Here is a 24,146-nt window from a genome sequence, read left to right as displayed (position 1 = left end):
ATGATCCAGAGCGTGCTCGTCGGCGCGGTCGTCGTGCTGGCCTGGACGATGACCGCGGCACGGCTGGAACGCTGGCAGATCACCGCGCCGATGGCGATGGTCGCGGCCGGGCTGGCGATCGGGTTCACCACCCGCAACGATCTCGGCAACGGCCTCAACACCGAGATCGCGCTCAACGCGGCGGAACTGATCCTCGCGCTGCTGCTGTTCGTGGACGCCACCGCGGTGAAGGGCGGTTATCTCGGCCACGACGCGAAAACGGCGGTGCGGCTGCTGCTGATCGCGTTGCCGCTGACGATCCTGATCGTCATGGGCGTCGGCCTGCTGACGCTGCCGGGTCTCGGCTGGGCGGCGGTCCTGCTGATCGCGTGCATCATCGCCCCGACGGATTTCGCGCCGGCGACGTCGGTGGTGCACGACGTCCGGGTGCCCGAACGCGTGCGGCATCTGCTGAACGTCGAGAGCGGCTACAACGACGGCGTCGTCGCGCCGGTCTTCATCTTCGCGCTCACCCTCGCGGGGAGCCACCACCAGGCGAACACGCCCGGTGAGGCACTGCAGGCCGCGATCCCGGCGGCGTTGCTGGCCGTGCTGGCGGGCTCCGTGATCGGGGCGGTGGCCGCGGTGGCGATGAACGTGACGGCCAAACACGGCTGGTCCACCCGGCATTCCGCGCGGGTCGCGGCCGTCGCGCTGCCGCTGCTGACCTACACCGCCGCCGTCGCGATCGGCGGCAACGGATTCGTCGCCGCGTTCATCTGCGGGATCGCGTACAAGACCGCGCGGCACCCCGGTGAGGACGAGCTCGGGCTCGCCGAGGACGTCAGTTCGTTGTGCGGGCTGCTGATGTGGTTCGTCTTCGGCAGCACCGCGGTGCTGGTGCTGTCGTTCGGGCTCACCTGGGGCATCGTGCTCGTCAGCGTCGTCGCGCTGACCGTCGCCCGGCTGATCCCGGTGCTGCTCGCCTTGCTGCGGACGGACTTCCGGTGGAAGGACCGGATGACCATCGGCCTGCTGGCCCCGCGCGGCGCGGCGTCGATCGTGTTCGGGCTGCTGGCCTTCAACTCACTGGAGGGAGAGGCGGCCGACGTCGCGCTGAGCGTCATGTCGGTGACCGTGCTGGCGAGCGTCGCCGCGCACGGGGTGGGGGCTTCGGCGTTCCTGAACCGGAAGTCCAAGAGGACCGTGGGCTGAAGGCTCCCTTCACCGCATCAGATGCGGTGAAGGGAGCCTTCAGCCCACTCGTGACAGGCTTGGTGGCGCCGGCGGGTCCGAGGTCAGCCGCTCATCGCCTTCCTGATCGCCGCTTCGAGCTCTTTCACGTGCTTCGAATTCATGCCGCCATAAGTGAAGGTGTTCATGTCGACCTTGTCGGCGTACATGGGCACGTCCTCGACGATCGCCTTGGACGCGCCGGTCACTTCGAAGACGAGCCTTCCCGGTTTGAACGCCGTCGGCGGGATGTTCCTGATCGCTGTGACCTTCTCGAGGCTGAACGTGTGCTTCTTGTCGTTGAGCCCGCTGACCGCGGCTTTGATCGTGATCGTCCGGCCGCTGAAGCTGATGGATCGGCGTCTGGCGTGGATGTGCACGAACCCTCCCCTGGGTGCGAAAGAGGCACCTTATGAGAGAGGAATCGAGTGGGTGAGCCCCGTTTCCGAACCGTTATCGGGTCTCTTGCCCGTCCACGGGCTGCAGGACGAACTTCGGCCCGCCCGTCCTTCGAGCATGCCGTAGTTGTCGTTCACCGGGGTGTTGCGGGCTGGTCCGCGGCGGACATAGGCCAGGGAGTGCCGTCCTCCCACAGCCGTTCCGCCTCGTCGGCGAAGTGCCGGTACCAGGGCGCGTCCTTCGGTTCCACTGTGAACACCGGCGAGGCTTCACCGGTGGGCCGGTATTCGTAGTGCTGCACGCAGATCAGTCCCCGTTTGGTGGAGACGTCGAGACAGTTGAAGCCCGCGGAGGAGATCCGCGACGACACCCGGACCTCCAGTCTGCCGCTCGTCCGGCTCTTCAAGGACGTCAGTTCGTCCAGGGTCGCGAGGATCCGCTGCCGCAGCCGTCCTTGTCCGAGACTTTGGGAAATCCGGCGATCGGCGACTTCCACGATCGCTTCGTCGGTCGGATCCAGGACCAGAACCCGGATCCGTCCGCCCGCTTCGAGGATCGACCTGATATCACTGCGCATACCCTGCACGGTCCTGGTCATCGAATGGCCGATGAGCAGGATGTCGAAGGCCGCCGCGCGCCGGGAGATGAGATCCGCGGGGAACTCCGGCTCGAAGAGCGCCGCGGGGCCGCCGCGATTCGAATCCCTGACCTGTTCGGTCAGCCGCCGCGAGCGGATCTGGGAGAAGGCGAGCAGGGCCAGCAGCGCCGTCACCACGGAGGAAAGCGTTTTGACGTCCGAGATCCCGGTCGCGCCCAGGACGGTGAACGCCAGTGCGACGGTGCCCAGTACGTACAGATCCAGGTTGTCGTCGGTGATCACGCGCGCCAGCGATCGCCGGATCCGTCCACGCTCGTCCGCCACTGAACCCCCTCGTCGTCGGTTGCGTGGAGACAGTATCGGCCGGACGCCCCCGGCGTGTCCGGGATTGCTGACATCGATGGCATCACGCGAACCAAGCGATACGAAGCCATTTGGCTCAACCATTTGTCTGGTCCAGTCCAGTTATGTCTACTAACGTAGAGGGATGGAGCTGGAACTGCGCCACCTGCGCATCATGTGCGCGATCGCCGAACTCGGGAGTATCACCAAGGCGGCGAACACGCTCGGAATGGCCCAGCCTGCACTGACAGCACAACTGAAGCGCATCGAACGGACCCTCGGCGGGAAGCTGTTCCTGCGCGATCACACGGGCACCCGGCCGACCGCGCTCGGCCTCCTCGTCCTCGACCGGGCCAAGATGGTGCTCCCCGCCGTTTCGTCGCTGCACGACGAGGCGGCGCGGCTCGCCCAGCACGCGGGCACCGGCGAGCCGGTGACCTTGCGGCTCGGCTCGGCGACGGGGCCGATGCTCGGGGCGCTGCTGCAGCGCCTCGGCACCACCCATCCCGACATCCACGTCGCCACGCATACGTCGTGGTCGGCCAACAAACTCGCGGACATGACCGCCGAGGGCGCGCTGGACTTCGCCTTCGTCGGCGTCTGCGGTGACGCGGCCCCGCCGCCGGAGCCCGGTCTCCGCTGGCGGACGCTCGCGCATCATCCGGTGTTCGTGCTGATGTCCGCGCGCGACGAACGCGCGCAGCAGAACGAGGTCGAGCTCGGCGACCTCGCGGACGAACGGTGGTGCGCGACGCCGGGCGACGGATGCTTCGGCGACTGTTTCGCGTCCGCGTGCGCGCGGTCGGGATTCACGCCGCGTTCGTTGTACGAGACCGATGTGCTGACCTGTATAGAGATGGTCGAATCAGGGCACGCGGTGGTGTTGTGCCAGCCGCTGTTCCACGAGATCCCGGGGATCGTCGCGGTCCCGATCGCGGGGAATCCGCTGAGCTGGCGGAATCTCGTCGGCTGGTCCGAGCGCGGGGAGATGGGGCCCTTCGCCGCGGAGATGATCGCGCTGTCGCGGGCGGTGTACGGCGAACTCATCGACCGGCGGCCGACCTACTCGAAGTATCTGGAGTTGAATCCGGGCTATGGCGTCGACTACACCGACGCGGGAGTGGGCTGACCAGCGCGGAAGCGGTCGAAAGGTCCAGTCCATTGGGGTGGATATGACCTAAATGGTATGTACCATTTGTAGCAGGTGCCTCGTACGGTCTGGGACGAGATCTTCTTCCGGAACGCGGTGAGGAAACGCCTGAAATGAACCGAAAGATCGTAGCGGCCGCCGCGGCGGCCCTTACCGGCGCGGGCCTGGTCACGGCCGTCGCGCTGACGCCGAGCGCCAGCGCCGGCCAGACCGCCTCGGCGGCCGACCAGGTCCAGTCGGAGATCGTCGCCGCCATGGCGCGCGACCTGAAGATCAGCCCGGATCAGGCAAGGACCCGCCTCGCCGTCGAGCAGAAGGCTGCCCGCGCCGAAAGCGACCTCAAGTCCCGGCTCGGCCCGTCCTACGCGGGCTCGTGGCTGGACGCGTCCGGGACCACGCTGACCGTCGCGGTCACCGACGCGGCCCTGGAAGGCGTCGTCCGCGCGGCCGGCGCGACGCCGAAGACGGTCGCCCGGAGCGCCGCGCAGCTCGACGCGGCGAAGTTGTCGTTGGACGCCAAGGGAACCAGCGCGCCGAAGACCGTGCCCGGCTGGTACGTCGACGCCATCACCAACTCGATCGTCGTCCTGGCCAACGCCGGTGGCGAGGCCGCCGCGAAGTCGTGGGCGACCGCCTCGGGCGTGCGTGCCGACGCGGTGCGGGTCGAGACCAGCACCGAAAGCCCGGTCCCGCTGATCGATGTCATCGGCGGCAACGCCTACACCTTCGGCTCGGGCCGGTGCTCGATCGGTTTCTCGGTCGAGGGCGGCTTCGTCACCGCGGGCCACTGCGGCACCACCGGCACGCGGACCTCGAACCCGAGCGGGACCGTCGCGGGCTCCAGCTTCCCCGGCAACGACTACGCGTGGGTCCGGGTGGACGCGGGCAACACCCCGCGTCCGCTGGTGAACCGCTACCCGGGCACCGTGCCGGTGGCGGGTTCGCAGGAGGCCGCGATCGGCGCGTCGGTCTGCCGCTCCGGTTCCACGACGGGCTGGCGCTGCGGCACGATCCAGCAGAAGAACGCTTCGGTGAACTACCCGCAGGGCACCGTTTCCGGCCTCACGCGGACCAGTGCCTGCGCCGAGCCGGGTGACTCCGGCGGTTCGTGGCTCGCGGGCGACCAGGCGCAGGGCGTCACCTCCGGTGGCTCCGGCAACTGCAGCTCGGGCGGCACGTTCTACTTCCAGCCGCTTTCGGAGATCCTCAGCGTCTACAACCTCCGCCTGGTGACCTCGGGTTCGAACCCGCCGTCGAGCACGACGCCGACCACCACGACGTCGAACAACCCGCCCGGTGGAACCTGGGCGGCGGGCACCACCTACGCCGCGGGCGCGACGGTGACCTACGACGGCGCTTCGTACCGGGCCCTGCAGGGCCACACCGCTCAGGTCGGTTGGGAGCCCCCGAACGTCCCAGCGCTTTGGGCGCGAGCCTGACCACCTAGCCGTCCGGGCCACACGCAGGGGTGCGCCCGGACCCGACCGCCCCCGACGTCGTCCGTGCGTCGGGGGCGGTCCCTCTTCGGCCGGGTTGGTCGTGAGTGGCGATTCGGGTTCTAACCCGAATCGCCACTCACGACCACCTGGACCGAACGGCGGCTTCGCGTGACTGATCGGACGGCACCCGTGATCCGACGGACGACACACCCCCCGGTGCCGCTCCGCCGCGTGTCGTCCGCCCAGACACGCGTGTCGTCCGCCGGATCACGTGAGTCGTCCAATCAGTCACGCGAGACCGCCGGTGGGTGTCCGAGACGCCATTGGCTCTGACCCGGATCGCCACTCACGACCACCTGGACCGGGGTCAGTGCAGGACCTTCAGGCCCACCACGCAGGCGACGATCCCCACGATCAGCAGGATCCGGGCCACCGAAACGGTTTCCGCGCCCGACCACATGCCGTAGGCGACGGTGAGCGAAGCCCCGATGCCGACCCAGACCGCGTAGGCGGTGCCGACGGGGAGATCCTTCATCGCGTAAGCGAGACCCACCATGCTGGCGACCAGTGTCACGCCGAAGATCACCGACGGCACCGGCCGGGACAATCCTTCGGATTTGCCGAGGGCGGTGGCCCAGACGGCTTCCAGTACACCCGAGACGATGAGGACAAGCCACGACATGACGCGCTCCCAGAGCGCCGTCTTGTCGCTGGCCGGGTACGGCACCCACTCGTCCGGGGACCTCGTTGAGGAGGTTCCGTCACCAGGATGGCACATCGCCCGCGTGGATCGCCCGCCGGTTTGACGAGGGTCACCACGCGGGCGCGCCATTGTGGACGGTCAGGTCAGCACCTTGGGGGCCGACCAGGCGAGCAAACCCAGCTCCAGCACCGAGAATCCGATCAGCGCCCACGCGCTCGGCAGCCAGATCAGCGCGATGCCGACGAGCAGGATGGGCAGGACCAGCCCGGCGTAGGCGGCCAGGAACAGGGCGGCGAGGACCTCACCGCGCACCGGCGGTTCGGCGAGGGCGGCGACGGTGGCCACCGAGGCGCGGAAGCCCAGCCCGACGCCGGCACCCGCCACGATCCCGCCCGCGACGAAGAGCCACAGCTGGGACGTCGTCACCGCGACCGGCAACGCCACCAGCCCGCTCACCATCAGCCCGAGGCCGAGCCGCAGCTGGGTTTTCCTGGCCAGACCGGCGAAGAGCACCTGAGCCACGGCCGCCGCGAGGAAGACGGAAAACGACGCGAGACCGGCCAGCAGCCGCGAACTCTCGTGCATGCCCTGCGCCAGCAATGTCGGCGTCAGCGCCATGAACAGACCGGTGATCGCGAACGCCGCGAAGGCGCCGATCGCCGCGCCGAAGAAGGCGGGCCGCGCGCTCGACGGCAGTGACACGCGCTGCGGCCGGTAGGCGGGCCGTTCTTCGGCGCGCTCCACGGTTTCCGGCACGAGCGCGACGGCGATGGCCGCGGCGAGCAGCAGGACCAGGAAGAACACGAACGGAGTGGTGAGCGGCTCGGCCGAATAGCTCGCGAACACGCCGCCGAACAGCGGTCCGAGCGCCAGCCCGCCCATGTTGACGACGGTCGCGATCAGTCCCGCGCGGCCGTGGTCCTCCCGCGGCCGGGCGACGGCGCGGAGCTCGGACAGGTGCGCGGTGGCGGTCGCGGTCAGCGCTCCGATACCCGCGCCGCCGACGAGCCTGGCCAGGATCAGGCCGGGAACGTCGGGCCACGCCAGGAAAAGCGTCGCGGACAGCGCCTGGGCCAAGGTCGCGGCGAGGATCACCCGCCGTCGTCCCAGCCAGTCGCTGACATGGCCGGCGAGATACAGGCTGCCCATCACACCGACGGCGTACGCCGCGAAGACGATGGTCACGACGTAGGTCGGGAAACCGTCGCGCTGCTGGTAGAGGACGTAGAGCGGGGTCGGGACGGTGGAGAAGGCGAGTGAGGCGGCGTAGGCCGCCGCGATGACCCAGAAACCGCGACCGTGGCTGATCCGCCGGAACGCGGGACGGGGGAGGGCGACACTGTTCAGCATGTCTCCACTGTGAGTCTTCGGATCATCCAAGTCCAACGAACAATCCTGGTCAGAGTTATCGGCAGATGCGATAATCGAAGCCGTGGAGACCCGTCAGCTCGAATGCTTCGTCGCCGTCGCCGAGGAGCTCAGCTTCACTCGCGCCGCCCAGCGGTTGTACGCGGTGCAGTCCACCGTTTCGGCGACGATCCAGGCCCTCGAAGGCGAACTGGGGGTCAAGCTGTTCGATCGGTCCACCCGAAGGGTCGAGCTCTCCTCGGCGGGCAAGGTGTTCCTGCCCGAGGCGAAGGCCGCGCTGGAAGCCTTCGACAGGGCGCGCGAGGTGGTCACCGACGCCTCCGCCGGCCTGCGGGGCAGTCTCCGCATCGGCACCCTGACCAGCGTCGGTGATCTCGATCTGCCCGATCTGCTCGGCGCGTTCCACCGCCGCTATCCGCTGGTCGACCTGCATGTTTCGGTGTCGATCACCGGCTCGACCGGGCTCGCCGAGGACCTGCGTCAGGGCAGGCTCGACGTCGCCCTCCTCGGCCTGCCCGAATCCGATCTGGCCGGACTCGAAGCCAAACTGCTCGGTTCGGCGCCGTTCGTCGCCGTGCTGCCCGACGGCCACCGGCTGGGTGGACGGGGGTCGCTGACCTTGGCCGACCTCGCGGGCGAGTCGTTCGTGGACAACCCCCGCGGTTTCGGCAACCGGGTGGCCCTGGATCGCGCTTTCGAGGCGCTCGGGGCGCCGCGGCGGGTCATCGTCGAGGTCGCCGACCTGCGCGCCGTGCCGTCGTATGTCGCGGCGGGGCTCGGCGTCGCCGTCGTGCCCGATCTCAAATTGCTCTCCGGTGTCCGGACGATCCCGCTCGACGAGCCCGGCCTCACCTGGCCGCTGACCATCGCCACCAGGGGAGAGCGGCCGCCGAGCCGGGCCGCCCGGCTGTTGCTGGATCTCGTCGACAGCGGGGAGTTCTCCCTCGTGATCCCCGCCCGGACCTGAGCTCAGCCCGTCAGCAACGTGCGGGTCGTCCTCGTCACCAGGTCGACGGTGCGCGGCGGCGGTGCCTCGCCGCGGTCGAGATGTCTCTTCACCGCGGCATAGGGGAGATCGACGAGGGCGAGCATCAGTTCGTCGGTGCTCCGGCCGGTCAGTGGACGCAGTGTCCGCAGCACCTTGGTGATCGCCGTGTCGAGCCTGTGGTTGGCGGCATCGACACGGGCGCGATCCTCGGCACTCCAGTCCTCGAGGCCGAGTGCCCTGTCGCCCCCGTAGAGCAGCTTCGCTTCGGCGGGATGGGCGCGGCACCACCGGACGACCTGCGCGGCGGCCTCGACGGCTGCTTCGACGGCCGGTTCCTGTTCGAGCGCTTCGAGGTAGCCCTGCTGGAAGCCGTCGAGGGTGCGGAGCCAGACAGCGGCGAGCAGCGCCGGACGACCGGGGAAGCGGTGGTAGATCGACCCGCTCGGCGCGCCGACCTCGCGGGCGACGGCGGACATGGTCACCCCGGCCGCACCTTCGGTGGCGAAGATCCGCACTGCGGCGTCGAGGAAGTCGTCGGCGGTGTGCCGCGGTGGCCGTCCCATTTTCAGAGACTATCCTCTACTATCTTTTTAGGGGAAGGTCTCTAGAACTGGGAGGCGCGAATGCGCGTATGGAACAGGCATCACCGGATCGTCGATGTGGAACAGGAACGCGTCGGCGCGCTGATCGACACGCTGTCCACGGACGGTGACCGGCTCTGGCCCGTCGACGCGTGGCCGCCGATGCGGTTCGACCGGCCGCTCGGGGTGGGAGCGACCGGCGGGCATGGGCCGGTGCGGTATCACGTCGAGTCCTACGAACCCGGGAAGTCGGTGCGGTTCCGGTTCACCGCGCCGCGCGGCTTCGACGGATTCCACGAATTCACCCTGCGGACGACCGAAAACGGGAAGACCGAACTCGCGCACCTCATGGTGCTGCGGCTCCGGCATCCCGCTTGGCTGACGTATCCGCTGCTGTGGCGGCCGATGCACGACGCCCTGTTGGAAGACTGCCTCGACCGTGCCGAGCGTGAACTCACCGGCACGGTCGAGACGCCCGCTCGATGGAGCCGTTACGTCCGGCTCTTGCGGAACCTGATCTCCGGCAAGAGGCCTTTCCGCTTGAGCACGAACAAGGTGCCGCCGATGAGCACGACGGCGATCAGGTAGCCCAGCGCCAAGGACACGGCGCCGCCGTTCGCGGGCGGGAGCAGCACGCCGAACACGGCGCTGACGACGGCGAGGATCCACCGCCCGCGGTCGGTCGTGAGGCTCACGGCGAGCAACGCGACCGTCCACAGGAGATACCAGGGCTGCATGACCGGCCCGAGGACCAGCATCGCGGCGAAGGTCAGGCCCGCGGCGTAGAGCGGGTGCAACTTCTCCCGGTACGTGAGCCACAGCAGCCTGGCGCCGACGGCGAGACCGAGGATCGCGCCGATGAGCGAGAACACCTCGATCGCGCTGTCGGTCAGGTCGGCCCCGAAGATCTTGCCGACCCCGCCCACGAGGAAGCCGAGTTCGTTGGTTGGCGCCATCCAGCTGTGGACCTGGCCAGAGACGCCGGACAGCACGCGAACCCAGCCGAAGCCGAGCCCGCTGCCGAGCGAGATCGCCGCGGTGACGGCGGCGAATCCGGCGGGCAGCCCGAGCGCGACCGCCACCCGGCCGGCGGGCGTCGCCCGGCGGAACAGGTCGACGCCGACGAACAGCAGGCCCGCGACGGCCACGATCTTGATGTTCGCGGCCGCGCTCACCGCGATCACACCCGCCGCGATCAGGGCGGGCCGGGCCGCGCCGGTCTTCGCCGCGCCCATGAGGACGAGTTCCAGCCCGGCGACCATCAGCCCGACCATGAGCCCGTCGTTGTGCACGCCCGCCACGACGTGCCAGAGCACCAGCGGGTTGAGCACGGCCAGCCACAACGCGATCGACGGCGAGACCCCGACGCGGCGGGCGAGCCGGGGGAGCGCCCACGCCATGAGCACGATCCCGATCAGGCCCAGCAGCCGGTGGAGCAGCACCGTCGGCACGAAGGCGTCCCCGGCGATCTGGGCGATCGTACGGGCCAGCGCGACGAACGCCGGCCCGTACGGTGCGGGCGTGTCCCGCCAGTAGTGGCTCACCGCCATCGTCACCGGGGAATCGGCGCCGAGTGCCTCGGCGGGCCCCACGAGATAGGTGTCCAGCCCCTTGGCCGCGATCAGTCCTTGTGCGAGGTAGCTGTTGATGTCGCCGCTGAACAGGGGGCGCGCGACGAGCAGCGGCGCGCACCACGAGACCGCGATCCAGTACAGCCGCCGCTCGGGCAGCCCGGCGGCGAGCCGTCCGATGCCGAGCCAGGACAGCACGAGGGTGGCCATCCCGGCGACGCCCAGCGCCACCACCAGCACGGAGGGCAGGCCGATCCCGGACGTGACCAGCACGAGTACGGCGATTCCGAGGAAACCCGCCCAGTGCAACGCCGAGATGTTCAGCCCGGCCTTCTCCGGCGCGGGCAAGACGTTCTGCATGCGGCCAAACTACTCCAAGTGCGAAACCCGGTTCCGCCGATCGTACGGGAATCCGCCTCCGACGCTTCGGAGCCGCGTCCGCCGGGTACTCCCCGCCGACGAGAGGCGGTGGTGGGCGTGAAGAAACGCTGGGTACGTCTCGGGGCGTTCGCGGTGGCCGCGCTCCTGATCCTTGCGGCGGCACTGCAGATCACCGGGCTCCTGCCGAAGCTCGACCCGTTCGGAACGTCCACTGTGGACCGTTCGCAGCCCGCGGTGCTCCAGGCGGTCCGGGATCTGAGCCAGTACCACGCGGCCGTCGGTGACTATCAGGTCGTCGTGGACATCGAGAAGGACGTCGCGTGGGTGCCCGCGAGCATCGCCGGGGAACGCACGCTGTTCGTCGCGGCGGGTTCCGTCGACGCGTACGTCGATTTCGGGCCCCTGGTGGACAACGCGCTGACCGTGTCCGAAGACCGGCGGACGGTCGAGGTACGGCTGCCCGAACCGAAATTGGCGAAACCCAATCTGGACAACGCACGCAGCTACGTCTTCGGCCAGGAGCGCGGCCTGATCGACCGGCTCGGCGCACTGGTGTCCGTTCAGGATCAGCGGCCGTTCCATCTCGCCGCGGAGAAACGGATCGGCGAAGCCGCGCAGCACTCCGGCCTGCTCGAACGCGCCAAAGCCAACACCAGGGCGATGCTCACGCAGATGCTGCGGGCGCTGGGCTTCCAGGTCGTCTTCCCGGCGGAACCGGCCACTTGACCCGTCCGCTTTGTCCGGTGTTTCGGCTGATGAGCGGCGTGGTACGGCTTCCACATGAACGGAGACGGGGTACCGGAGCGCATCGCGGAGGTCTGGGGAGAGCGGACCCCGTACCAGCGAGGGGACGCTTGGCCTCGCAGAGCGGACATCCATCTCGAGGAGGGTGTCGGGGAATCCGATGTGGACCGCTGGGTCCGCTCCGCCTGCGTCCTGTGCAGCAACGGCTGCGCGTGCGACATCGCGGTGAAGGACGGCAGGATGGTCGGCGTCCGCGGCCGCGAGACCGACCTGGTCAACCACGGCCGGATGGGGCCCAAGGGGCTCTACGGCTCGTGGCAGTGGAACGGGAAGGACCGGCTGACGCGGCCGTTGATCCGGCGCGACGGCGAGCTGGTGGAAACCGGCTGGGACACCGCGATGGACCTGATCGTGCGGCGTTCCAAGGAACTGCTGGACGACGCCGGGCCGCTGTCGCACGGGTTCTACACCAGCGGGCAGCTGTTCCTGGAGGAGTACTACACGCTTGGCGTCATCGGCAAAGCAGGCCTCGGCACCCCGCATATGGACGGCAACACCAGGCTGTGCACGGCCACCTCCGCCGCCGCGATGAAGGAGAGCTTCGGCTCCGACGGCCAGCCAGGGACGTACGCCGACATCGACCACTGCGACGCGCTTTTCCTCTTCGGCCACAACATGGCCGAGACGCAGACCGTGCTGTGGAGCCGGATCCTCGACCGGCTCGCCGGACCCGAGCCGCCCGTGGTCGTCGCCGTCGACCCCAGGCGGACGAAGGTCGCCGAGGCGGCGGTGGAGTCCGGTGGCCTCCATCTCGCCCCGCTGCCCGGCACCAATCAGGCCCTGATGAACGGCCTGGTCCGCGAACTGATCGTGAACAAGTGGCTCGACGAGGACTACATTTCCGCGCACACCCTCGGCTTCTCCGAACTCGAAAAGACCGTCGAGCCGTACACGCCCGCGCACGTCGGCGAGATCTGCGGGATCGAGCCGGATGCGCTGGTGCGCGCAGCGGAGATCTTCGGCACGTCCGAGCGGGTGCTGTCGACCGTTCTGCAGGGCTTCTACCAGTCACACCAGGCCACCGCGGCGTCTTGCCAGGTCAACAACCTCCATCTGCTGCGCGGCATGCTCGGCAAGCCGGGCGGCGGGGTGCTGCAGATGAACGGCCAGCCCACCGCGCAGAACACGCGCGAATGCGGTGCCGACGGCGATCTCCCCGGCTTCCGCAACTGGGAGAACCCCGACCATGTCCGGCAACTGGCCGAACTGTGGAACGTCGATGAGCTGACCATCCCGCACTGGTCGCCGCCGACGCACGCCATGCAGATCTGGCGGTACGCCGAACAGGGCTCGATCCGGTTCCTGTGGATCTCGGCGACGAATCCCGCCGTCTCCATGCCGGAACTGCCGCGGATCCGCGAAATCCTCGGCAAGGAGGAGCTGTTCGTCGTGGTGCAGGACGGTTTCCGGACCGAGACGGCCGAGTTCGCCGACGTCGTCCTCCCCGCCGCGCTCTGGGGCGAGAAACAGGGGACCTTCACCAACGCCAACCGCACGGTGCATCTGTCGGAGAAGGCCGTCGAGCCGCCCGGCGAAGCGCGGGCCGACCTGGACATCTTCCTCGACTACGCGCGGCGGATGGACTTCCGTGACCGTGACGGCGATGCGCTGATCGGCTGGCGGACCCCCGAGGACGCCTTCCGCGCCTGGCAGGAGTGCAGCCGGGGCCGGTTGTGTGACTACAGCGGGCTGTCGTACGAGAAACTCCGTGGCGGCAGCGGGATCCAATGGCCCTGCGACAGCGAACGGCCGGACGGCACCGAACGGCTCTACGCGGACGGCGTCTTCCCCACGAATTCGGACGTCTGCGAGGACTTCGGTCACGACCTGCTCACCGGCGGGACGGTTTCGGCTCAGGAACACAAGGCGCTGCACCCGGACGGACGCGCGTTCCTCAAGGCCGCGGAGTACACGGCTCCGCCGGAGGAGCCCGGCGAGCGGTATCCGTTCGTCTGCACGACCGGGCGCACGGTGTACCACTTCCACACGCGGACCAAGACCGGCCGTGCCCCGAAGCTCCGGCGGGCCGCGCCAGAACCGTGGGCGGAACTCGCCGCGGCCGACGCCGCCGAACTCGGAGTCACGGACGGGGATCTCGTCCGGGTCGAGTCGGCCAGGGGCGGTGTCGAAGTGCCGGCCCGGATCGGCCGGGTCCGTCCCGGCGTCGTGTTCCTGCCGTTCCACTACGGCTATTGGGACACCGGCGGCGAAGGCCGTCCCCGCGCCGCCAACGAACTGACCATGACCGAATGGGATCCGGTGTCCAAACAGCCGCTGTTCAAGATCGGTGCCGTCCGCGTCCGCAAGGTGGAGGGCTGACCCATGCATCTCGCGACTTACCTCGGGCTCCTGCACACTTCGCTGAACACCCTCGCCGACGCCTTCCGGGAGGTCGGCCGCGGCCACGGCGAGGAGCCCGACGTCGAGCACACGTGCCTGCTGCTCGCCGGACGGATCGACCGGCAGACCGAGGCGCTCGCCCCGATCGTCGAACGATACGGCGAAGACCGTGAAGAGGAGCCCGAACGGCTCCACGCCGCGGGTCTGGAAGACACCCGCAGCGGTGGCGTCGGCCTGTTGAGGGACCTGCAGGACCTGTACGCGCTCTCGTCGTTCACCGACATCACCTGGACCGTGGTGGGCCAGGCGGCGCAGGGTCTGCGCGACGGGGAACTGCTCGACCTCGTCGAGGATCACGAACAGGAGACCGCGCGGCAATTGACCTGGCTTCGTACGCGGATGAAGCAAGCCGCGCCCCAGGCACTCATCGCCGCACGATGATTCCGCGTCCGTGCGGTGCTTTCCGCGCCGGGCTTGACCGGCAGGGCTCCTGCTGGTGGGCTGGCGAAGTCGACTGGGAGGCGCGATGGCGACGAAGCCGAGGGACAGCCTGACCTACAGCGAACCGATCGCGACCGGGGAGGTCACCATCGGCACCGGCCCCGAGCAGGTGTACCGGCTCGTCAGCGATCCGGTCGCGATGTCGGAGTGCACCGAGGAACTGCGCAAGGCCCGCTGGATCCGCGGTGCGACCGAAGCGCGCGTCGGGAACTGGTTCGCAGGCAGCAACCGCAACGGACGACGGCGCTGGGTCACCCACGCCGAGATCGTCGAGGCCGAACCCGGACGGAGGTTCGCCTACCGGGTGCGCACGCCGTTCTTCGTGCCGATTTCGCGGTGGGAGTACGACATCGTCCCCGAAGGCGACGGCAGCCGCCTCACCGTGACGAACTGGCTGCGGGTGCCGCCGTGGTTCGTCCCGCTCGCCATCCTCATCACCGGCGAGCCGGATCGCGCCGGGACGAATCAGGCCAACATCGCGACCACGTTGCAGCGGGTGAAGGCTCGGCTCGAAGGCCGGGAGTGGCATCGCTAACGGTTAGCTGAGAACAGCTGAAGTACGTGAAGGACCCCTTCATCACGTCTAGCGCAGTGAAGGGGTCCTTCACGTACTGGGAAGGTGTGAAGGTCGAGTTTCCTCGGCTGAGCCGAGGGAAGGGGTCCTTCACGCGCAACCGTCGTGACTGCTGATACCGATGGGGCGTGTGTGGCGGGCCGCGAGTCCGTGAAGGCCTCCTTGAGGGACTCTGGCTCCCTCAAGGAGGCCTTCACGGACTTGACCGGTGTGTGAGCAGGATTCGCTCCGATCCAGACCGGATCGGGCGTTGTTGATGAAGGATTCGGGACGTTCACTGTCCCAAATCCTTCATCAACGCATCCAAGCCTGGAGGAGCCAGGACGTTCCACGTCCCGAACCCCTCAGGCTTTGGCTCCCTTAAGGAGGCCTTCACGGACTTGGGCCCCGCTCAGCGGTTCTGCATCCCCCGGTCCTCCAGCCTGCGCATCACCGGGCCCGACAGCAGCCCGTGCACGAGCACCGAAACCGCGATCGTCAGCGCCGTGACCCGCCACAACGAGTCGGCCATCGGGAAATCGCCGTGCCCCAGCGCGTAGGAGAGGTAGTAGAGACTGCCGATCCCGCGGATGCCGAAGAACGCGATCGCCGTCGCCGCCGGGCGGGTGGTGGAGCCGCCGAGCAGTGCCAGCCCGCCGAACAGCGGGCGCACGATGACCACCGCCGCGACCGCCACCAGGATTTCGGCGAGTGTCAGACCCGCCAGCAGCCCGTCGCCCAGCGCGACGCCGAGACCGAGCAGGGCCAGCGCGACGAAGAGCCGTTCCAGCTGATCGCCGAATTCGTGCAGCACCCCGTGGTACTCGTGCGACCGTTCGCTGGCGCGGATGGTCGCCGCGGCCGTGAACACCGCGACGAAGCCGATACCGCCCAGCCACTCGCAGAGCGCGAACGGCAGGAACGCGATGGCCAGCACCACCAGGCCGTCGGAGTATTCGCCAAGGCGCAGTCTTTCGTGCCGCACGCGGAACATCAGCCACGACAGCAGCCGGCCACAGACGAAGCCGACCAGGACGGCGATCGCGAGCGGGACCAAGACCTCGGTCAGCAGCCAGGGCACCGGCGACGTGCTCGCCGTCCCTGCCCACACGAGGGCCAGCAACACGAACGGCATGGCCAGACCGTCGTTGAGCCCGGCTTCCGAGGTCAGCGTGAACCGGATCTCGTTGTCCGAGCCCCGTCCGTCGTCGGTGTGCGGCGCGGGCACCTGGACGTCGCTCGCCAGCACCGGGTCGGTCGGGGAAAGCACGGCGCCCAGCAGCAGCGCGGCGGCGGGGGACAGGGCGAGCGCCCACCAGCCGAGGAAGGCGACCGCGCAGACCGAAAGCGGCAGCGTGATCGCCAGCAGCCGCCATGTCGAGCTCCACGATCGCCAGCCGATCAGCCGGTCGGACTTCAGCCCCGCGCCGACCAGCGACACCAGCACACCGAGTTCGGTGATCACTTCGACGGTGCCCACTTGCGACCGTGGGTCGAGGACACCCTGGCCGTAGGGGTGCGCGAAGGGGAGCAGCCCGAAGACCAGCCCGCCCACCAACAGGACCAGTGGCATCGACAACGCGCGTTCGTGCAGCAGGTTCGGCAGCACGGCGGCGCACAATGCCAGAACGCCCGCTCCGGCGAGCAAGATCTCCATGCGCCCGGAGTACCCGGACCGATCGTCCGGCAACCGGGCGTGGTTCAGCCGCCGACTTCGAGTCCTTTATGGACGGTCAGGGTGACGCCCGTCGCGAGCCGGTACGGCCGGGTGTCCACAATGGCCCCCAGCAGCCGTCGCAGCCGGGAGACCTCGGCGCGGACGGTGACGAGATGCTCGGCGTCGCCGTAGAGCGCCCTGCTGAGCGCCTCGGCCGAAAGCCCGGCCAGGCCTGCCGTGTTGAGGTGCACCAGGATCTCCGCGTGCCGGGGTGTCACGGTGCGGACCCAGCCGACGTCGCCCGACGCCATCCGCAGCATCGGCGCGTGCCCGAGTTCGAGATCCAGCCGGACCCGGCGCGCGGTGTCGGCGGGACGGACGAGCCAGCCTTCGGCCAGCCGTTCGGGCAGGCAGGCGCCGAGCCCGGGCACGGCGAGGATCTGTCCTTCCGACGGCGCGGCGATCCGCGCGCCGGAGGCGACCCCGGCGGAGTGGGCCACCCAGCCGTCGTCGTCCACCAGCAGGACCGGGCCGCCCACGCCGGTCACCACCGGTTCGGCGGTGCGGCGCAACCGGTCGAGACCCTGCTGGTGGTGCCGCCAGAGTTCGGATTCGACCAGCCGCCGCCCGGTCTCCACGAGCGCGCCGATCGCCGGGTGCAAGGTCAGTGCGGGACCGCTGACGTCGATCACGCCGAGCAGTTCGCCGGTGCGCGGATCGTGCACCGGGGACGCGGTGCAGTACCAGGGATGCTGGCCCTGTTCGAAATGCTCCCCGGCGAGCAGTTCCACCGGAGCCGCCTCGGCGAGCGCGGTGCCGATCGCGTTGGTGCCGACCCTCGTCTCGGTCCAGACGGCGCCTTCGGTGAAGCCGAGGGTGTCGGCCCGGCGTCGCACGGCGGGCGAACCCACGCGCCAGAGGATGATGCCGTCGGCGTCGGTCACCACGAGCAGCATGTTCGCGGTGTCGGCCGTCGCGCCGACCACCTGCCCGAGGTCTTCCACCACCAACCGCAGCGGGGAGGCGCGCCGGCGGCGGGTGACCTCGTCGAGCGGCACCGAATCCCGGGTGTTCACCCCGTCGGCGGCGAGCCCCAGGCTCAGCATCCGCGACCAGGAACGCGACACCAACGGCCGGGGCCGGACCCGGGGACGGCCGCCGCCGATCACGGCTTCGTGCATGCGGATCAGGTCGCGGGCGTGCATCGGCAGGTCGGCGCCTGGCGGAACCGAGCTGTGCACGACCACGGGCCACCTCCGCACCATCGCGTCGACTGACCAGCATAGGACCGGTGGACGGGACGCGCCATGGAGCCGCGCTGCAACTCGCTGCAACCCTTGCCGCTCCACCCGCCCGCGGCGTGTGATCGGGGTAACAGCCGAACGCCGAAGTTCAGGAGTGGCCATGACACAGACGGTGGACCGGATCGAGGCGACGAGCTCGCCGCAGGCTCGGGTGGACGCTTGGCTGAGCCGATTCGAATCGGCCCTCGCCGCTCGCGACGTCGAAGCCGCCGCGGCGCTTTTCGCCGTCGACAGTTATTGGCGTGACCTGGTCGCCTTCACGTGGACGATCAAGACGGTCGAAGGTCGCGACGAGGTGGCCGGGATGCTCGGCGACTGCCTCGACCGGATCGACCCCTCCGGGTTCCGCACGACCGAGACGCCGACCGAAGCCGATGGCGTGACCGAAGCGTGGCTGGAATTCGAGACCGCGACCGGCCGCGCGAAGGGCCACTTGAGGCTGAAGGACGAAGGCGCCTGGACCCTGCTGACCAGTCTGCGTGAGCTCAAAGGTTTCGAGGAACGTCGCAACGAACAGCGGCCGAAGGGTGTCGAGCACGGCGTCGTCCGCGGCCGGAAGTCGTGGGCGGAGAAGCGCGAGGAGGAACAGACCCGGCTCGGCTACGAGCAGCAGCCGTACGTCGTCGTCATCGGCGGCGGCCAGGGCGGCATCGCGCTCGGCGCCAGGCTGCGGCAGCTCGACGTACCCACGCTCGTCCTGGAACGCAACCAGCGGCCCGGCGACTCGTGGCGCAAGCGCTACAAGAACCTCTGCCTGCACGACCCGGTCTGGTACGACCACCTGCCCTATCTGCCGTTCCCGGACAACTGGCCGGTGTTCGCGCCCAAGGACAAGATCGCCGACTGGCTCGAGATGTACACGCGGCTCATGGAGGTGCCGTACTGGACGAGCACCGAGGTCACCTCGGCGTCCTGGGACGAGGAAGCGCGGCAGTGGCTGGTGACCGTCGTCCGCGAGGGCGAGGAACTGGTGCTCACTCCGCGGCACGTCGTGTTCGCGACCGGGATGTCCGGCAAGCCGAATCTCCCGTCGTTCCCGGGAATGGACGACTTCGAGGGCGATCAGCACCATTCGTCCCAGCACCCGGGCCCGGATTCCTACGCCGGCAAGAAGGCGGTCGTGGTCGGCTCCAACAACTCCGCGCACGACATCTGCGCGGCGCTGTGGGAGCACGGCGCCGACGTCACCATGGTGCAGCGGTCGTCGACGCATGTGGTGAAGTCGGATTCGCTGATGGACCTGGGACTCGGCGACCTGTATTCGGAACGCGCGGTGCGCTCGGGGATCACCACCGACAAGGCGGACATGATCTTCGCGTCGATCCCGTACCGGATCATGCCGCAGTTCCAGATCCCGGTGTACGACGCGATCCGTGAGCGGGACAAGGACTTCTACGCCCGGCTGGAGGCGGCCGGGTTCCAGCACGACTGGGGCGACGACGGATCCGGTCTGTTCCTGAAGTACCTGCGGCGCGGCTCCGGCTACTACATCGACGTCGGCGCGTCGGAACTGGTCGCCGACGGGAAGATCAAGCTGGCCCACGGCCAGGTCGACCATCTGACCCGCGACGCGGTGGTGTTGTCCGACGGCACTGAGCTGGAGGCGGACCTCGTCGTCTACGCCACCGGCTACGGCTCGATGAACGGCTGGGTCGCGGACCTGGTCGGACAGGAGACCGCGGACCTCGTCGGCAAATGCTGGGGCCTGGGCTCCGGGACGACGAAGGACCCCGGGCCGTGGGAGGGGGAGCAGCGCAACATGTGGAAACCCACGCAGAAGGAAGGCCTGTGGTTCCACGGCGGGAACCTGCACCAGTCGCGGCACTACTCGCTTTACCTGGCGCTGCAACTGAAAGCGCGTTACGAGGGCATCCCGACGCCGGTGTACGGGCTCCAGGAGGTGCACCACAAGTCGTGACGGCCCAGAGGCTTCGGTGCCGGACCCCGGGCGGGCCGGCACCGGAGGGCGCCGCCCCCGGACCACGGGCGGTCGACGGCGTCGGGCACCGCCTCCAGACCCTGGGCGGTTCCCGGCGTCGTACCCGTGTTCAGCGGGCGGCCTTCGCGTAACGGCGGGCCAGCACGGCGAAGGCCTCCCGGAGTTCGGGAGGCCCGACGACCTCGATGTCGGCGTCGAACCGGCCGATACTCGCCGCGAGCCCGGCCCACGACCACGACCCCAGCACCAGACGGCACCGATCCGGCCCGAGTTCCTCCACGACACCGTCGCGGACGTAGTGGGACACCGTGGCCGCCGGGAGATCGAGGACGACTTCCCCGCGGCACGGCCATTCGCCGGACTCGGACGCGCCACGGAACCGGCTCGCGACGAAGGTGGCGACGTCGGGGACCGGCAGTTCGCGTGGTGTGAACCGTGGGCCGGTCGGGGTGCGCGGAGAGATCCGGTCGGCCCGGAAGGTGCGCCAATCCGCGCGATCCAGATCCCAGGCGACGAGGTACCAGCGGCCGTGCCAGGTGACGAGGTGATGCGGTTCGGCCCGGCGCCGCGCGTCCGCGTAGTCGAACCGCAGGACCTCGCGGGCGTGCACCGCCGCGCCGAGCGCGAGCAGGACGTCGCCGTCGATGCGGGGCTCCGACCGGCTCGCGGGCGATTCGACGGCGGTGACCCGCACCGTGTCGATCCGGCGCCGCAGCCGGGAGGGCATCACCTGGCGGACGGTGTGCAGCGCCCGCATCGCCGCCTCCTCGATCCCCGCGCCGCTGGTGGTGGCGATTTGGAGCGCGATGGCCAGCGCGACCGCCTGATCGTCGTCGAACAGCAGCGGCGGCAGCTCGGACCCGGCGTCGAGCCGATACCCGCCGTCGGGCCCCTTGATGGTCGCGATGGGGTAGCCGAGCTCGCGAAGCCTGTCGACGTCGCGCCGCACGGTGCGCGGGCTGATGTCCAGCCGCTCGGCCAGCAGCGCTCCCGGCCAGTCGCGGCGGGCCTGCAGCAACGAGAGCATCGACAGCAGTCGCGCGGAGGTCTTCGGCATGTTTTCCATCATGCCTCCAGTAGCGGCCACAACCTGTCCTCTACCCCTGCGAGAGTCGTGTCGTGCCAGAAAACGACAACACGGAGGGCCCGATGACCGCCACCATCCTCGACGCCGAGCGCGCCGACCTGCTCGAAGCCCTCGACACCGTCCGCGCCACGCTGACCACCACCGTGCAAGGACTGACGGACGAGCAGCTCGACGAGCGTCCGACGGTCAGCGAGCTGAGCCTCGGCGGGCTGATCAAACACGTCGCCTCGATCGAGGAGATGTGGCTGCGTTTCGTGGTCGAGGGCCCGTCCGCGATGACCTACGACCTGCCGGAAGGCGTCACCTGGGCCGACATCGGCGCCGGGACCGCCCGCGAGTTCCCGCAGTGGGCGATCGACCACCAGAACAACTTCAGGATGCTGCCCGGCGACACCCTCGCGGGGATCCTCGCACGCTACGAAGAGGTGGCCGCGCGGACGAAGGAGATCGTCTCGTCGATCCCGGACCTTTCCGCGACGCATCCGCTGCCGGAGGCGCCCTGGAACCCGCCGGGCGCGGTGCGCAGCGTGCGCCGGGTGCTGGCGCACGTCATCGCCGAGACCGCGCAGCACGCGGGGCACGCCGACATCCTGCGGGAAAGCATCGACGGCCAGAAGTCGACCTGACCCTCGGGCGCCGCACTCACGTGATCGAAGCCGGATTTCGCGTGATTGAAGGCGGATCTTGCGTGCTTAGGGGCGGAACACGTGAGTGCGGCGTCCAAGCACGCGAGTTACGTCCCTGATCACGCGAGTCCCGCCTTGGCTCTGACCCGGATCGCCACTCCCGACCACCTGTGCCGAACGGCGGTTTCGCGTGATTGAACGGACGACACGTGTGATCAGATGGACGACACGGCCGTGGCGAAGCCTTCGCCGCGAGTCGTCCGTCCAGACACGCGTGTCGTCCGCCTGATCACGTGTGTCGTCCATCCAGTCACGCGAGACCTCCAAGTAGGTATCCAGGACACGTTTGGCTCTAACCGTCCTCACCACACCCGAGGGGGCATAGCTTGCTCACAGCTTCCTGCCGTAGGGTCCCGGCCCGTCGGCGGCAGGTGATCATGGTGGTGGTTGTGTGCGGGAGACGGAGCGGCGGTTCCGCCCGGAAATCCAGGGACTGCGGGCGCTCGCGTGTGTGCTGGTGGTCGTCTACCACGTGTGGCTCGGCCGGATCTCCGGCGGCGTCGACGCGTTCTTCCTGATTTCCGGGTTCCTCGTCACCGGTCAGCTCTACCGGGCGGCGTCGCGGGGGAAGATCGAGTACCGGCCGATGTGGGGCCGGATGATCAAGCGGCTGTTCCCGGCCGCGCTCACCGTGCTGCTGCTGGTGGTCGCGGTGAGCATGGTGCTGCTGCCGCAGAACCGCTGGTTCCAGACGATCAAGGAGGTCGTCGCCTCCGCGCTGTACCTGGAGAATTGGCAGCTGGCGGCGGATTCCGCCGACTACTTCGCGCAGCACAATTCGGCGAGCGTCGTCCAGCATTTCTGGTCGTTGTCGATCCAGGGGCAGTTCTACGTCGTCTGGCCGCTGCTGGTCGGATCGGTGCTCCTGATCGCCAAGCGAGCTAAGCGCAACGTCGGCCCGATGCTCACCGGCGTGCTCGGCGTGGTGTTCGCGGCCTCGCTCGCGTACTCGGTGTGGCTGACCGCCGTCGATCAGCCGCTGGCGTACTTCGATTCGCTGACGCGGGTGTGGGAATTCGCGCTCGGTGGCCTGCTCGCCTTGCTCGTCGACCGGATCCAGGTGGCGCGGCCGGCGCGGGTCGTGTTCGGCTGGGCCGGGGTCGCGGGGCTCGTTGCCTGCGGGCTGGTGCTCCAGGTCGGGACGGTCTTTCCCGGCTATCTCGCGCTATGGCCGACGCTTTCGGCCGCCCTGGTGATCCTCGCGGGCGACACCGGGTTCAAAGCCGGCGCCGACCGTTTCCTCGGCAGCCGCCCGCTGAAGTACCTGGGCGACCTCAGTTACGCGCTCTACCTCTGGCACTGGCCGGTCCTGGTCTTCTACCTCGTCGCGCGTGACCGGGAAGAGGTCGGCCTGCGCGGGGGCGCGGTGATCATCGCGCTGGCGTTCGTCCTCGCCGTGCTGACCCATCACCTGGTCGAGAAGCCGGTCCGGGTGTCCGCGATCGGGGCCGGGAACCGTTGGGGCGCCTACCGGTTCGGTGCCGCGACGCTCGCGGCCGTGCTCGCCGCGACCGGCGCCTGGCAGTGGGTGAGCGTGAGCCAGGCGGAGAGCTACTCGATCGCGGTCGACGATCCCGACCATCCCGGCGCGCTCGCGCACACCGAAGGGTTCACGTACTGGGGCGCGGCCGACGCCACGCTGGTCCCGTCGTTCGTCGCGGTGTCCGAGGACTGGGCGGGGATCGACCCGGCCCGGTGCGGAACCTCGCCGCGCAACGCCGATCTCGAAGTCTGTACGTCGCAGACCACGGGGCATCCCGCTCGCCGGATCGTGGTCGCCGGCGACTCGCACGCCGGGCAGTTCCTCGGCGCTCTCCTCCCGGTCGCCGAGAAGAAGAACTGGGAGGTCACGTCGATCCTCCGCGGTGGCTGCCCGTTCTCCACCGACTCCGACGCCGTACCGGGCGACCAGTCCTGCATCGACTGGAACACCGCCGTGGTGGACGAAATCGTCACCACCCGTCCCGACGCGGTGATGACGATCGGCACCAGGGACGTGAAGGTCGGTGTCGAAGAACGGGTTCCCGCCGGCTACATCGCGCAGTGGCGCAAGGTCGACGAGGCAGGGATCCCGGTGCTGGCGGTGCGGGACAACCCGCGTTTCGGCCAGTCGCCGTCCGCGTGCGTCGAGAGCCGCGGCGCGGAGGCACCCGAGTGCGCCACGCCACGCTACGACCTCTATGCGGAGGAACCGCCGTACGAGACGCTCCAGGATCTGCCGCCGAACGTGCGATTCGTCGACTTCAGCGACTACTTCTGCACGGCCGAGGTCTGCCCGCCGGTGATCGGCAACGTGCTGGTCTATCTCGACGACAACCACGTCAGCGGTACCTACATGTCGACGATGTCGGCCATCGCGGAGAAGGCGATCACCGAGGCGCTCGGCTGGGCGGACGATCACGCGGAGGAGCCACCGCCGGGCGGGTGATCCAGACAACAGATCGCCGCTGGATTGCGTGAAAGCGCACTGACTCGCCGGTCTGCCAATGTTCTGTGCAACGATTCGCCCTTAACCGTGCATCGAAACGGCGGATATCGTCGTC

Annotated in this window: 21 protein-coding genes and 1 riboswitch; of the genes, 12 read left to right on the top strand and 9 right to left on the bottom strand. The window is 69.1% G+C overall.

What is annotated here, in order from left to right; translation table 11 throughout:
* Window positions 1–1,194, top strand: a complete 1,194-nt coding sequence (locus tag AVR91_RS33725) for a cation:proton antiporter (RefSeq protein ID WP_063273040.1) — start codon at window positions 1–3, stop codon at window positions 1,192–1,194.
* A gap of 83 nt (window positions 1,195–1,277) precedes the next feature.
* On the opposite strand, the gene AVR91_RS33720 is transcribed toward AVR91_RS33725, so the two are convergent.
* Window positions 1,278–1,592 (bottom strand): hypothetical protein, encoded by a 315-nt coding sequence (locus AVR91_RS33720; protein WP_063273039.1) that lies wholly within the window; start codon window positions 1,590–1,592, stop codon window positions 1,278–1,280.
* 152 nt (window positions 1,593–1,744) lie between these two features.
* On the bottom strand, window positions 1,745–2,533 hold the full coding sequence (locus AVR91_RS33715) for a hypothetical protein (RefSeq protein WP_063273038.1): 789 nt from the start codon (window positions 2,531–2,533) through the stop codon (window positions 1,745–1,747).
* A 163-nt stretch (window positions 2,534–2,696) separates the two neighbouring features.
* Between AVR91_RS33715 and AVR91_RS33710 the strand changes: the two genes are divergently transcribed.
* The gene (locus AVR91_RS33710) at window positions 2,697–3,680 is read left to right on the top strand and encodes a LysR family transcriptional regulator (RefSeq protein WP_016335225.1); all 984 of its coding nucleotides are present in this window, start codon (window positions 2,697–2,699) and stop codon (window positions 3,678–3,680) included.
* Between the two features lie 134 nt (window positions 3,681–3,814).
* Window positions 3,815–5,140, top strand: a complete 1,326-nt coding sequence (locus AVR91_RS33705; RefSeq protein ID WP_063273808.1) for an alpha-lytic protease prodomain-containing protein — start codon at window positions 3,815–3,817, stop codon at window positions 5,138–5,140.
* A gap of 367 nt (window positions 5,141–5,507) precedes the next feature.
* On the opposite strand, the gene AVR91_RS33700 is transcribed toward AVR91_RS33705, so the two are convergent.
* Window positions 5,508–5,822 carry a DMT family transporter gene (locus tag AVR91_RS33700; RefSeq protein WP_063277207.1) on the bottom strand — a complete coding sequence of 105 codons (315 nt, stop codon included), beginning with the start codon at window positions 5,820–5,822 and terminating at the stop codon, window positions 5,508–5,510.
* 11 nt (window positions 5,823–5,833) lie between these two features.
* Window positions 5,834–5,902: riboswitch (guanidine-III (ykkC-III) riboswitch) on the bottom strand.
* A 79-nt stretch (window positions 5,903–5,981) separates the two neighbouring features.
* Window positions 5,982–7,193: an MFS transporter gene (locus tag AVR91_RS33695; RefSeq protein ID WP_063277190.1), complete on the bottom strand. Its 1,212-nt coding sequence runs from the start codon at window positions 7,191–7,193 to the stop codon at window positions 5,982–5,984.
* Window positions 7,194–7,275: 82 nt separating this feature from the next.
* On the opposite strand from AVR91_RS33695, the gene AVR91_RS33690 reads away from it, so the two are divergent.
* The gene (locus tag AVR91_RS33690; protein ID WP_063277191.1) at window positions 7,276–8,178 is read left to right on the top strand and encodes a LysR family transcriptional regulator; all 903 of its coding nucleotides are present in this window, start codon (window positions 7,276–7,278) and stop codon (window positions 8,176–8,178) included.
* Window positions 8,179–8,180: 2 nt separating this feature from the next.
* Here the strand turns inward: AVR91_RS33690 and AVR91_RS33685 are convergent, their stop codons facing one another.
* Window positions 8,181–8,762 carry a TetR/AcrR family transcriptional regulator gene (locus AVR91_RS33685; protein WP_063277192.1) on the bottom strand — a complete coding sequence of 194 codons (582 nt, stop codon included), beginning with the start codon at window positions 8,760–8,762 and terminating at the stop codon, window positions 8,181–8,183.
* Window positions 8,763–8,822: 60 nt separating this feature from the next.
* On the opposite strand from AVR91_RS33685, the gene AVR91_RS43220 reads away from it, so the two are divergent.
* Window positions 8,823–9,368, top strand: a complete 546-nt coding sequence (locus tag AVR91_RS43220; protein ID WP_157376238.1) for an SRPBCC family protein — start codon at window positions 8,823–8,825, stop codon at window positions 9,366–9,368.
* Here AVR91_RS43220 and mptB read toward each other — a convergent pair.
* Window positions 9,272–10,711 carry a polyprenol phosphomannose-dependent alpha 1,6 mannosyltransferase MptB gene (gene mptB, locus AVR91_RS33675; RefSeq protein ID WP_063277194.1) on the bottom strand — a complete coding sequence of 480 codons (1,440 nt, stop codon included), beginning with the start codon at window positions 10,709–10,711 and terminating at the stop codon, window positions 9,272–9,274. The two genes, AVR91_RS43220 and mptB, sit on opposite strands and share 97 nt — an antisense overlap.
* A 111-nt stretch (window positions 10,712–10,822) precedes the next feature.
* Between mptB and AVR91_RS33670 the strand changes: the two genes are divergently transcribed.
* The 4 genes from AVR91_RS33670 to AVR91_RS33655 all read left to right on the top strand — a co-directional run bounded on the left by AVR91_RS33670 (window position 10,823) and on the right by AVR91_RS33655 (window position 14,912).
* Window positions 10,823–11,458: a DUF4230 domain-containing protein gene (locus AVR91_RS33670; RefSeq protein WP_063277208.1), complete on the top strand. Its 636-nt coding sequence runs from the start codon at window positions 10,823–10,825 to the stop codon at window positions 11,456–11,458.
* A gap of 54 nt (window positions 11,459–11,512) precedes the next feature.
* Complete coding sequence (locus AVR91_RS33665) at window positions 11,513–13,855, top strand: molybdopterin oxidoreductase family protein (RefSeq protein WP_063277195.1); 2,343 nt, start codon at window positions 11,513–11,515, stop codon at window positions 13,853–13,855.
* Window positions 13,856–13,858: 3 nt separating this feature from the next.
* Window positions 13,859–14,317, top strand: a complete 459-nt coding sequence (locus AVR91_RS33660; RefSeq protein WP_063277196.1) for a hypothetical protein — start codon at window positions 13,859–13,861, stop codon at window positions 14,315–14,317.
* A gap of 85 nt (window positions 14,318–14,402) precedes the next feature.
* Window positions 14,403–14,912, top strand: a complete 510-nt coding sequence (locus AVR91_RS33655; RefSeq protein ID WP_063277197.1) for an SRPBCC family protein — start codon at window positions 14,403–14,405, stop codon at window positions 14,910–14,912.
* Between the two features lie 430 nt (window positions 14,913–15,342).
* Here AVR91_RS33655 and AVR91_RS33650 read toward each other — a convergent pair whose 3' ends face one another.
* A complete protein-coding gene (locus AVR91_RS33650; RefSeq protein ID WP_063277198.1) occupies window positions 15,343–16,587 on the bottom strand; it encodes a cation:proton antiporter in 1,245 nt (414 codons plus the stop codon).
* 44 nt (window positions 16,588–16,631) lie between these two features.
* Window positions 16,632–17,834, bottom strand: coding sequence for a sigma-54-dependent transcriptional regulator family protein (locus tag AVR91_RS33645; RefSeq protein ID WP_063277199.1), 1,203 nt, complete (start codon window positions 17,832–17,834; stop codon window positions 16,632–16,634).
* Window positions 17,835–17,991: 157 nt separating this feature from the next.
* Here AVR91_RS33645 and AVR91_RS33640 point away from each other — a divergent pair, with 157 nt between their 5' ends.
* Complete coding sequence (locus AVR91_RS33640) at window positions 17,992–19,809, top strand: flavin-containing monooxygenase (protein ID WP_063277200.1); 1,818 nt, start codon at window positions 17,992–17,994, stop codon at window positions 19,807–19,809.
* Between the two features lie 130 nt (window positions 19,810–19,939).
* On the opposite strand, the gene AVR91_RS33635 is transcribed toward AVR91_RS33640, so the two are convergent.
* Window positions 19,940–20,887, bottom strand: a complete 948-nt coding sequence (locus AVR91_RS33635) for a helix-turn-helix transcriptional regulator (protein ID WP_063277209.1) — start codon at window positions 20,885–20,887, stop codon at window positions 19,940–19,942.
* Between the two features lie 92 nt (window positions 20,888–20,979).
* Between AVR91_RS33635 and AVR91_RS33630 the strand changes: the two genes are divergently transcribed.
* Both AVR91_RS33630 and AVR91_RS33625 read left to right on the top strand, forming a co-directional pair.
* On the top strand, window positions 20,980–21,543 hold the full coding sequence (locus AVR91_RS33630) for a DinB family protein (RefSeq protein ID WP_063277201.1): 564 nt from the start codon (window positions 20,980–20,982) through the stop codon (window positions 21,541–21,543).
* Window positions 21,544–21,994: 451 nt separating this feature from the next.
* Window positions 21,995–24,031: an acyltransferase family protein gene (locus AVR91_RS33625; RefSeq protein ID WP_063277202.1), complete on the top strand. Its 2,037-nt coding sequence runs from the start codon at window positions 21,995–21,997 to the stop codon at window positions 24,029–24,031.
* Window positions 24,032–24,146 lie beyond the last annotated feature (115 nt).

This window comes from Amycolatopsis keratiniphila subsp. keratiniphila (assembly GCF_001620365.2).
Classification (GTDB): Bacteria; Actinomycetota; Actinomycetes; order Mycobacteriales; family Pseudonocardiaceae; genus Amycolatopsis; species Amycolatopsis keratiniphila.
Note: the sequence above shows the minus strand (reverse complement) of the source record. Positions and strands in the feature narration are given on the sequence as shown.